The sequence below is a fragment of the Saccharothrix sp. AJ9571 genome (assembly GCF_021725495.1).
In the GTDB taxonomy this organism is placed as follows: Bacteria; Actinomycetota; Actinomycetes; order Mycobacteriales; family Pseudonocardiaceae; genus Amycolatopsis; species Amycolatopsis magusensis.
The window spans coordinates 6,917,060-6,928,599 of the sequence record NZ_CP091382.1 but is presented as its reverse complement, the minus strand read 5'-3'; the positions used below and the strand labels follow the sequence as shown (position 1 = coordinate 6,928,599).

Here is an 11,540-nt window from a genome sequence, read left to right as displayed (position 1 = left end):
CTGACCGTCTCGTAGTCATTCCGTCGTTCATCGCGCGCCCCTGGCCCCGAGTCGCTTCTGCCGCAGTTCGGCGGCGGCCCGCCGCCTGCCCGCCCGCGGTCGCGCGGCGGGCTCGCCGCCGTCCCCGCCGCCCAGGTGCGCGGCCAGCGCGCGCACCGTCGGATGGCTGAACAGATCGACGATCCGAAGTGGACGGTCCAGGGCCCGTTGCAGCTTGGCGTGCACCCGCAGCAGCAACAGGGAATGCCCGCCCAGATCGAAGAAGTTGTCCGTCACCCCGGGTACCGGGCGGTCCAGCGTCTCCGCCCACACCGCCGCGATCGTCGCCTCCAGCTCGGTGGCGGGCACCACCGCGGCCGAACTCTCGGTGACGTCGTCCGGGGCAGGCAGCGCGCGGTGGTCCAGCTTGCCGTTCGCGGTGACCGGGAGCGCGTCCAGCACGGTCCAGGTGGCCGGGATCATGTACCCCGGCAGCACCACCCTGGCGTGTGCCCGGACGTCCTCAGTGGACAGTTCGGCGCCGGCGGGCACCAGGTAGGCGTCGAGCAGCACGTCGCCTTCACCGCGCCCGCCGTCGCGGGCCCGGACCACCGCCTCCCGGACGTCCTCGTGCCGCGCCAGCACGGCCTGGATCTCGCCCAGTTCCACGCGCTGACCCCGGATCTTGAGCTGGCCGTCGTCGCGGCCGAGGTAGTCCAGCGCGCCGTCCGCCCGCCACCGGCAGCGGTCCCCGGTGCGGTACACCCGGGCTCCCGGAAGGCCGTGGGGGTCCGGCACGAACCGTTCGGCGGTCAGCCCGGGGCGCCCGGCGTACCCGCGCGCCACCTGCACCCCGCCGATGCACAGTTCGCCTGCCACCCCGGGCGGCACCAGCCTGCCCGCCGCGTCGACCACGTGCAGCCACGTGTTCGGCACGGTCCGGCCGATCGGCACCGACGGTCCGGAATCCTCGGCACACGCCCAGCGCGTCACGTCGATCGAAGCCTCGGTCGGCCCGTACAGGTTGTGCAGGCGAGCCGTCGGCAGCACCTCGGCCACCCGGTCCCGCAGCGAACCCGGCAGGACCTCGCCGCTGCACACGATGTCACGCACGCTCGTGCACTCCGGTGCTTCGGGATCTTCGGCGAACACGCTCAGCATCGAGGGCACGAAGTGCAGTACCGAAACCCCGGCGGCGCGGACGACCTTCACCAGCTGACCGGGATCGCGGTGGGCGCCGGGCGGCAGCACCTCCAGCCGCGCCCCGGCGACCAGTGGCCAGAAGAACTCCCAGACCGAGACGTCGAACCCGGCGGGTGTCTTCTGCGCCACCACGTCAGCGCCGGTCAGCTCGAACTCCTCCTGCATCCAGTGCAGCCGGTTCACCACACCGCGGTGCTCGACGACCACGCCCTTCGGCCGTCCCGTGGACCCCGAGGTGAACAACACGTACATCGGCGTCCGGCCGGAGATCTCCGGCTTCACGTCGTGCGAAGGCAGTTCGGCCAGGCGTGCCGACGCGGACGCGTCGTCGAGCACCAGCCACTTCAGCTCGGGCAGGACCGGCAGGGTGCCCGTGACGGTGAGGCCCAGCTTCGCCCCGGCGTCGCCGATCATCATCGCCACCCGCTCGGCGGGCAGTTCCGGGTCGACCGGCAGGAACGCGGCACCGGTCTTGACCACGGCCAGCAGCGAGACCACCAGTTCGGCCGACCTCGGCACCGCCACGGCGACCACTTCGCCGGGCCCGGCACCGAGCGCGACCAGCCCGCGGGCCAGCCGGTTCGCCTGCTCGCCCAATTCGCGGTGGGTGAGCTGCCGGTCCCCTTCGGCCAGGACGACGGTGTCCGGCTGGGCCGCCGCGGTGTGCTCGACCCACTCCAGCACCGTGTCCCACCCCGGTTCGACCGCGGCACCGGCGCTGACCTGCCGTAGCCAGGCTTCGGCTTCACCGTGCACCGACGGCACCGCGGACAACGGGCCGCCGGAGACCGCGGCGACCGCGAAGCGGACGAACGCGGCGGCGAAGTGCTCACCCCACAGCAGATCCGGCGCGCACTGGAAGAGCAGTTCGATGTGGTCGTCGTACTCGCGCAGGGTCAGGTGCGCCTCGTCGAACGGCACGTCCTCGTAGGTGGCGTACGCGACGTCGCCACCCACCTTCGCGACCAGATTGGCGGGCAGGAAGTTGAAGACGAACCGGAGGTTGTCCTCGGGGAGGATCCGGCGCTGCTGGAAAGCGGAGACGGCCTCGTGCCCACGGGCGTCCCGCCGCCGCTGCCGGAAGCGCGCGGCGTACTCGGCCGCCGATTCGGCCGGCTCCGGCCGGGGCACGTGCACCGGCAGGACGTGCAGGTAGCAGCCGAGCGAATCAGCCTGTTCCGGCGGCCGGCCACCGGCGAGCGTGTAGACGAAGTAGTCGTCCTCCCCCGCCGAATGCCGGCCGGCGAAGGCGGCGAACAACGCGAGCAGGAAGCCCGGCAGCCGCTGCCCGTTGGCCTCGCACCAGGTGCGGAGCGCGGCCAGGTCGTCGCCTTCCAGCGAGGCCATCGGCCGCAGCACGGCCCGGCCGTCGCCCTCGGGCACCGGCGGGATCTCCAGCGCCGCCGAACTCGCGGCCAGGTCACGCCAGTAGTCCAGCGTTTCCGGGCGGTCGAAGCGTGCGGCGATCTCGGGCACGCGGTCGAGGAAGGACTCGGTGGCATTCCGGTCCGAAGACGTCCCGTGGTAGGCGTTGACCAGCCGCCGGAACATCAGCGGCACCGACGGCCCGTCGATCACCGCGTGGTGCGCGCCGACGACCGCCTGCAGGTGCCCGTGCTCGTCGCGGACCAGCAGGTGCCGGATCAACGGCTCGCCCTCCGGGGCGTAGGGCCGTTGCGCGTGCTCGGGGATCGCGTCGAGCAGGCCGTACGGCTGCTCGGCCGCCTCCCGCACGTCGAGCAGCGGGCAGTCCACATCGGATGCGGCGAGTACGGCCAGCGCCGGTTCGCCGTCGAGCAGTACCGGGGCGGAGCGCATCAGCTCCTCGGCCGCGGTGACCGATCGCACGGCGGCACGCCAGCGGTCCGCGTCCCCGTCCGGCCCGAGGTCCAGCGAGAAGGCCGGGATGAACGCGCCGACGTCGGGCCGGGCGGCGTGTTCGAGGTACAGGTCGCGCTGCACCGGGGTGAACGCGGAGATCCGCTCGATCCCGCCCGGCGGCAGCCCGAACCGCTCGGCCACCCGGTCGGTGAGCCCGGTCGGCCTGCCGTAGGGCGCCGCGGGGTCGGCGGCGAACCGCTCCAGCGCGGTTAGGTACTTCCCGGCGACCTCGTCGATCCAGTCGGCGCCGAAGCGGTGCCCGTCGTACTGGACCCGGATGAGGATTTCGGCGTTCTGCGGGTCCGCGACGAAGTAGACCGCGAACGGGAACTCGGTCTCCTCGAACAGGGTCGAATCGAGCACGTGCACGTCTTCTTTGTCCGCCAACGATTCGTAGGCGAGGTAGCGGACGAAGTTGACGCCGGTCTCCACGGCCAGGCCCGCCCCGGCGAGCTGGTGCACCTCGGCGTAGGGGAAGTGCCGGTAGGGCATCAGCTCGCATTCGGCGTCGAACACCGTGCGCGCGAGGTCGGTCCAGCTGCCGTCGGCGAGGGTGGTGCGCACCAGCGCGCCGTTGACGAACAGCCCGCATTCCTCGGCGACGCCCGACTGCGGTGGCCGCCCGTTCGCGGCGAGCGCGGTGTAGACCTCGGCGTGCCCGGTCACCTGGCCGAGCACCCACAGGTGCGCGGCGAGGCAGGCGTACTTGACCGTGAGTCCTTCGGCCCGCATGGCCTCGCGCAGCCGGTCGGCGACGCCGCCGTCCAGCAGGTACTGGCGGGCCGCGCCACGCGGTCCGGCCACCGTGCCCGCGGTCTCCGGCAGGCGCAGCGACGGCAGCGCGCTGGTCTTGCGGTACCAGTAGTCCCGCTGCTCCGGGTCGCGGGCGGCACGGCGTTCCAGCGCGACGAACTCGCGGTAGGCACCGGTGTCCCGCTCGTCCAGACCACCGGGCTCACCCCGCAGGCGGCGCCGGTAGTCGCCGAGCCAGTGGCCGAACAGGGTCGAGATGCTCCAGCCGTCGAGGATCGAGTGGTGGAAGCTGACCACGATGGTGAAGCGGTCCGCCGCCCGGCGGAACACCCTGATCCGGGCCAGTGGCGCGCGGGTCCAGGTGAAGCCGCGGGTCTTCTCCTCCTCCATCCACGCCTCGATCCGCTCCTCCTGCTCGGCGTCGGCGAACTCGCGCAGATCGCCGAACTCCAGCGGCAGTTCCGCTTCGGCCCAGACCAGCTGCATCGGCTCGCTGTAGGTGACCAGGTCGAACGAGGTGCGCAGCGCCGGGTGCCGCCGGACCACCGCGGCGAGCGACGCGCCCAGCGCCTGCTCGTCATAGGGCGCACGGACGTGGTAGCCGATCAGGTCGTGGTAGATCGGCGTGTTCGGGTCGATCGTGCTGTGGTAGAGCGTGCCCGCCTGCGCCGCGGCCATCGGGTAGGCGTCGGCCAGCCCGGACGGCAGCAGTTCACCGTCCTTTTCGGACACCAGGTCGAAGGGCGCGGTCGGCTCGGGCGCCCGGCCGCCGTGTTCGAGCGCGGCGGCCAGCTCGGCCACGGTCTGGCAGCGAAACAGGTCCTGCAGTTCGAGGGCGAACCCCCGCTCCCGCAACAGGCCCAGCACGCGCAGGCTGCGCAGCGAGTCACCGCCGAGCGCGAAGAAGTTGTCCTCCGGCCCGACTTCACCGGCCCCGAGCACCTTGGCCCAGATCCCGCTGACCACCTCTTCGGCCGCGGTCCGCGCGGCACCACGGCCACCGCCATGGGTGGGCGCGGACACCTCGGGCAGCGCGCCGCGGTCGAACTTGCCGTTCGGCGTGCGCGGCAGCGCGGCGAGGCGCCGCAGGTGCGCGGGCACCATGTACTCGGGCAGGATCTCGCGCAGCGCGGCCCGGATCGCGTCCTCACCGGGGTCCTCGCCGTCCGGCACGTAGAACCCGGCGAGCTGGGTGCCACCCCGTTCGGTGGTCGTGGTGACCGCCGCTTCGAGCACCCCGGCCCGGCTGCGCAGGGCGGATTCGACCTCGCCGAGTTCGATCCGGAAACCGCGGACCTTGACCTGGTGGTCGGCGCGCCCGAGGAACTCCAGCGTGCCGTCCGGCCGCCAGCGCGCGAGGTCGCGGGTGCGGAACATGCGCGATCCCGGCGTGCCCGAAGGATCCGGCAGGAACCGCTCGGCGGTCAGCCCCGGCCGGTCGTGGTAACCGCGGGCGACACCCGGTCCGGCCACGTACAGCTCACCCGGCACACCGAGCGGCACCGATTCCAGGTTGCCGTCGAGCACGAAGACGCGGACACCCGGCACGGGACCGCCGATGGTGGCGTTGCCGTCCTCCGGTCCGCCCGGCAGGTCGGCGAAGGTCGAGTAGACGCTCGCCTCGGTCAGCCCGTACAGGTTGAGCACCCGGCGCACGCCCGGCAGCCGGTGCAGGTCGGTGACCACCGCGTTCGGCAGCGCTTCCCCGGCCATGCCGACCACCTCGACCCCGCGCGGGATCCCGCCGGTCCTGGCCAGTTCGGCGGCGGCCGACGGCACGGTGTTGACGATCCGGACCCCGGCGGCCACCGGCTCGGGCAGCCGGGGCAACGCGAGCACGTTCTCCACCAGCACCACGCAGCCGCCGTGGCACAGCGGGAGGAACAACTCCCACACCGACGAGTCGAAGCAGACCGACGAGGACGCGAGCATGCCGGCGAGCAGGTCGTCACCGAACAGGCCGCGGCCCCAGTCCAGCAGTACCCGCAGGCCGCCGTGCTCGGTGATCGCGCCCTTCGGCCGACCGGTCGAGCCGGAGGTGTAGAGCAGGTAGGCCGCCGACCGGTGGGTGAGCCGCCGCGGGGGCGCGGTGACCGCGTGCCCGGCGATTCCGATCGCCTCGGCCGGGTCGTCGAGCCGGAGCACGTAAGCGGGTGAGCCGTCGAGCGCCGCCGCGTTCGCCTCGGTCGTGACCACCACGGACGCGCCGGAGTCGGCGAGCATGAAGCTCAGCCGTTCGGCCGGGTAGGCCGGGTCGAGCGGGACGTAGGCGGATCCGGCTTTGAGCACCGCGAGCAGCGTGACGACCAGGTGCTCGTCCCGCGGCAGGCAGACCGCGACCGGTGCTTCCGGCCCGGCGCCGAGTTCGGCGAGCCGCCGCGCGAGCCGGTTGGCCGCTTCGTCCAGTGCGCCATAGGAAAGCGTCGTGTCCGCGGTGCGCACCGCGGCTCGCGTGGGGTTCGCGGCGGCCTCGCGCTCGAAGAGGTCGACGAGGGTTTCCTCGGCGGGCTCGGGGTCGGGGTTCCCGGCCCACTCGGTGAGCAGGGCCTGCTCGGCACCCTTGATCAGCGGCAGGTGACCGACCGGGGTGTCCGGCGCTTCGACGGCGGCGGTGAGCAGGGTGGTGAAGTGCCCGGCCATCCGCTCCACGGTTTCGCGGTCGAAGAGGTCGGCGTTGTACTCGACGAGGCCGTGGAACGCGCCGCGCTCTTCTCCGGGGAACACGATGAACAGCAGGTCGAACTTCGCGGTGTTGTTGTCCAGCGCGCGGACGTCGACTTCCAGCCCGCTGGCGCCGATCTCGCCCACCGGGGCGGATTCGAGCACCAGCATCACCTGGAACAGCGGGTTGCTGCTGAGGTCGCGGCCGGGCGCGATCTCGTCGACGAGCCGTTCGAACGGCACGTCCTGGTGCTGGTAAGCGCCGAGGCAGGTGTCACGCACCCTGGCCAGCAGTTCGCGGAAGCTCAGCTCTCCGCCGACCTCGGTGCGCAGCACCAGCGTGTTGGCGAACAGCCCGATCACCGGCTCCAGCTCGGCCTTCGTGCGGTTGGCGTTGAACGTGCCGACGAGCAGGTCCTCGCGGCCGGTGTAGCGGTGCAGCACGGCCTTCAGCGCGGTCAGCAGCACCATGAACGGCGCCGCGCCGGACTCCCGGCCCAGTTCCTTGAGGCGTTCGGTGGCCGCCGGGCTGAGCGAGAACTCCTGCCAGCCGCCGCGGCGGCTCTGCACCGCGGGACGCGGGCGGTCGGCGGGCAGTTCCAGCAGGGGCGCGGCGCCGGCCAGCCGCCGCTTCCAGTACGCGATCTGGTCGTCGAGGTGGTGGCCCTCGTGCGCCGCGGCCTGCCAACGCGCGTAGTCGCGGTACTGCACGGCCAGTTCGGGCAGCTCCGGCGAGCGACCGGCCGCGAAGGACTCGTACAACCGGAAGATCTCGTGGAACAGCAGGCCGCTGGACCAGTAGTCGGAGACGATGTGGTGGGTCGAGACCAGCAGCACGTGCCGCGTCGGCGACAGGCGCAGGAGCCGCGTCCGCAGCAGATCGCCCCCACGCAGGTCGAACGGCTCGCGGCAGAACTCGGCGGCGATCCGCGCTACCTCGGCCTCGGGGTCTGGGAACGCGGACAGATCCAGCTCCGGCAGCGGCTGCGCCCGCGGCGGGCCGACCACCTGCACCGGCCGGCCATCGGCCAGCGGCATCGCGGTGCGCAGGGTTTCGTGCCGCCGGACCAACTCGTCCAGTGCCGCGCGCAGGGCGCCGATGTCGAGTTCGCCGGTGAGCCAGACGTCGTTGGCCATCACGTAGAACGCGCTGTCCGGATCGAGCTCCTGGAGGAACCACAGGCTTTCCTGGGTCGAGGACGCGGGAGCGGGACCGTCGGCGGGGGTCGGGCACAGCTCCGGGAGCGCGTGCCCGGCAGGTGCCGCGCGCAGGCCGTCGAGCACGGTGGCGATACCCGCCACCGTCGGCTCGGTGAGCAGGTCCCGCACCGAAAGCTCCACGCCGAAGCGGTCGGTGAGCTGGGCGGCCAGCTGGGTGGCCAGCAGCGAATGCCCGCCGAGCGCGAAGAAGTCCTTGCGCAGACCCACATCCGGGACGCCGAGCAGGTTCGCCATCAGCCCGGCGACCTGTTCTTCGGTGGCGGTCCGCTTCGGCGTCACCACCGGCGCTTCGGCTTCGTCGCCGGTGTCCAGCCATGCCACGGCGGGGGCGGACGCGCTCAGCGTCGTCGCGCGGGTGGTGGCCAGCGCGGCGGCCCATTCGGCCGGACGACGTTCGCCGTCCCACTCCAGCACGATCCAGTGCACGTCCGCGTCCTGGGCGAACATGCCGAGGCGCCGGGCGAAAACCCGTTCCTGGCTGGTGGTGCACGGCAGCGCCAGCAGCACGGATTCCGCGTCCAGCCGGGCGGCGGTCTCGAGCAGTTCGCGCGCGATCTGCTCGACGTCCTCGGCTGGGGCGCCCTCGAACAACACCCCGTCGGCGGTGTCCAGTTCGGCGGCAGGACGGACTGTGACGTCGGTGAGGACGTCGGCGAGCGGCCCGCGGGCGCCTGCCACGGCGAAGGTGGTCCCGGCCCGCATCCAGCCCGAGCCGGTGGCGCCAACCGGCCGCAGGCCCGGCACGTACCGCTGTTCTCCGCGGTACGCCACGACATCCGGTCCCTCGGCGGCCGAGGCGTCGGCGATCAGGGAACGCAGCACGGCCGCTCGGCGGCGTCCACCGGCGGGGAGCCGGTCCACGTCCACCACGCGGTGCGCACCGATGGCGGCCAGCGTGACCGCGGATTCCTTCGCGCGGTCGGCGCTCTCCACCGCGAGTCCGCCGTGGGTGAGCACGGTGATGCCGGTGAGCAGTCCGTCCGCGTTCAGGTTCTCGTAGCGTTCTGGCGCCGCCGACGTCACCAGGCGCAGCGGGCCGTGTTCGCGTGCGGCCGCCTCGACGTCGTCGGGATTTGTGGCCACGGCGGCGGTTGAGAGTTCTGCGGTGAGCGGGTCGTCGGCCAGGAGCAGGAACGGGCCGCCCTCGGCGGGTGCGGTGCCCGACTCCCAGGTCCGGACCTGCGGGCCGTCCGGCCGCGCGGTGTCTTCCGGCGGGTCGATCCAGTACCGCCGCCGTTCGAACGGGTAGGTGGGCAGCTCGACCCGGGACCGGCGTTCGGCACCGCGGAGCCCGGCCCAGTCGACCGGCACTCCCCCGGCCCAGACCGCGCCCGTGGCGGCGGCCAGTTGCGCGCCCTCGGTCCCGGGATCGGCGGCGGGCAGCGTGGGCACCACGCCTTCGGCACTGGTCTGCGCGGCGGCCAGTGAGCTGAGCGTCCGCCTCGGCCCGGCTTCGAGCAGCACGCCGCCGACCTCCTCGCGCAGCGCGCGGACGCCCTCGGCGAAGCGCACCGTGCCCCGCAGGTGGCGGCACCAGTGCGCGGGATCGGTCGCCTCCTCCGGCCGCACCCAGGTGCCGGTCACGTTGGTGACGTAAGGGATTCGGGGCGCGTGCAGCTCGACGCCGTCGAACGCGGCGCGGAACTCGTCGAGCACCGGCTCCACCAGCGAGGAGTGGAAACCATGCGCGGTGCGCAGGAACCGGGTGCGCACGCCGCGCTCGGTCAGCCGGTCCCGCAGGGCTTCGACGGCCGCCACCGGACCGGAGGCGACCGAATCGGCCGGGCCGTTGTCCGCCGCCAGCGACAGGTCACCGTCGAGCAGGGTGGCCAGTTCGGCGGCGGGCAGCCGGGTCGCCAGCATCGCCCCGCCCGGCATCCGCTGCACCAGCTCGCCACGCCGGACGACCAGCCGCAGCGCGTCTTCGAGGCTGAACACTCCCGCCAGGTGCGCGGCGACGAACTCACCGATGCTGTGCCCGAGCATCGCGGCCGGCCGCACCCCCCGCGACTCCCACAACCGCGCGATCGCGTACTGCACGGCGAACAACGCGGGCTGGGTGAATTCGGTGCGCCCCAGGCGTTCCGCCGCTTCGTCGCCGGTGGTGAACAGCAGCGCGCGCAGATCGAAGTCCAGCAGGCTCGCGCAGTCGTCCAGCGCTTCGCGGAACGCGAGCTCCTCGGCGTGCAGTCCGCTGCCCATGCCCGCGTACTGGCTGCCTTGGCCGGGGAACAGCATGGCCACCGACGCCGTGCGGTCTCCCGCCTCGGCCGTGGTGCCCGCCTCGGGATCACGCAGCGCGCGCACGGCCTCCTCGACGTCATGGGCGCTGAAGGCTCGCCGGTGCGTCATCGCCGTCCGGCCGGTCTGCAGCGTGTGCGCGACGTCGGCCAGGTTCAGCCCGTCGTGCGTGGCCAGGTGTTCGGCGAGCCGCTCGCTCGACCGGGCCAGCGCGGCGGCCGACCGCGCGGAGACCACGATCGTCTCGGCCGCACGCCCCCGCTTGTGCGCCACCCTCGCGGGCGGCTGCTCCAGCAGCAGGTGCGCGTTCGTGCCACCGATGCCGAACGAGCTGACCGCGGCCCGGCGCGGACCGTGGCCGGGGAACTCGTGCAAGCCGGTGCTCACGTAGAACGGGCTGCCGTCGAAGTCGATCTCCGGGTTCGGCTCGGTGAAGTGCGGGCTCGGCGGGATCACACCCGCTTCGACCGCCAGCACCGCCTTGATCACCCCAGCCACACCCGCCGCCGAGTCGAGGTGCCCGATGTTGCCCTTGAGCGAGCCCAGCGCGCAGTACCCGGCGCCGGTGGCGCCCGCCGACCGGTAGGCCTGGGTCAGCGCGGTGACCTCGATCGGGTCGCCCAGCGGCGTGGCCGTGCCGTGCGCCTCCACCATGCCGACGGTGTCCGGGTGCACCTCCGCGGCGGCCAGCGCGGCGCGGATCACCTCGGCCTGCCCGGTCACGCTCGGCGCGGTGTAACCGATCTTCGCCGCGCCGTCGTTGTTGATCGCCGAACCGCGGATCACCGCGCGGATCGGGTCGCCGTCGTCGAGCGCGTCCTGCAGGCGGCGCAGCACCACCACCCCGGCGCCGTTGCCGGGAATGGTGCCCGCCGCCAGCTTGTCGAACGGGCGGCAGTGCCCGTCCGGTGAGGCGATGCCGTTCTCCCCGCCGTGGTACCCGATCCGCTGCGGCACCCGGACCGTGCTGCCGCCGGCCAGCACCAGATCGCTCTCCCCCGCCAGCAGCGACTGGGACGCCAGGTGGATCGCGACCAGCGAGCTGGAGCACGCGGTCTGCACGGTCACCGCGGGCCCGCGCAGGCCGAGCTTGTACGCGGTGCGGCTGGCGATGAAGTCCTTGTCGTTGGCCAGCAACTTCTGCAGGTAACCGACCACGTCGTCGAGACCGCGGTGCGGGTAGACGTTGCGCAGGCCGTATTCGTTGACGCTGACCGAGGCGAACACGCCGATGGCGCCCGGTTCCTGGTCCGGATCGTGCCCGGCCGACTGCAGCGCCTCCGCCGCGCATTCCAGGAACAGGCGCTGTTGCGGGTCGAGCAGCGCGGCCTCGCGCGGGGTGCAGCCGAAGTAACCGGCATCGAACCGGTCCTCCCCGTCGACCACCGCGGCCGCGCGAACGTACCCGGCGGACTCGGCTTCCGTACTGTCCACACCGGACTCGTGCAGCTCGTCGTCGGTCAGCTCGCGGACGCCTTCGGCACCGGCGCACAGCAGGGACCAGAACCGCGCGACGTCCGGCGCCTGGGGAAACCTGCCGCCGAGGCCGACCACGGCGATCTCCAGCCCGGTTCCTTGCTCCATCGAGTCTTCCCCTGTTC

General features: G+C 72.9%; 1 protein-coding gene. It reads right to left on the bottom strand.

Translation table 11 applies throughout. The features are described 5' to 3' along the window. Positions 1-27: 27 nt before the first annotated feature. On the bottom strand, positions 28-11,523 hold the full coding sequence (locus tag L3Q67_RS31780; protein WP_499185117.1) for a type I polyketide synthase: 11,496 nt from the start codon (positions 11,521-11,523) through the stop codon (positions 28-30). Positions 11,524-11,540 lie beyond the last annotated feature (17 nt).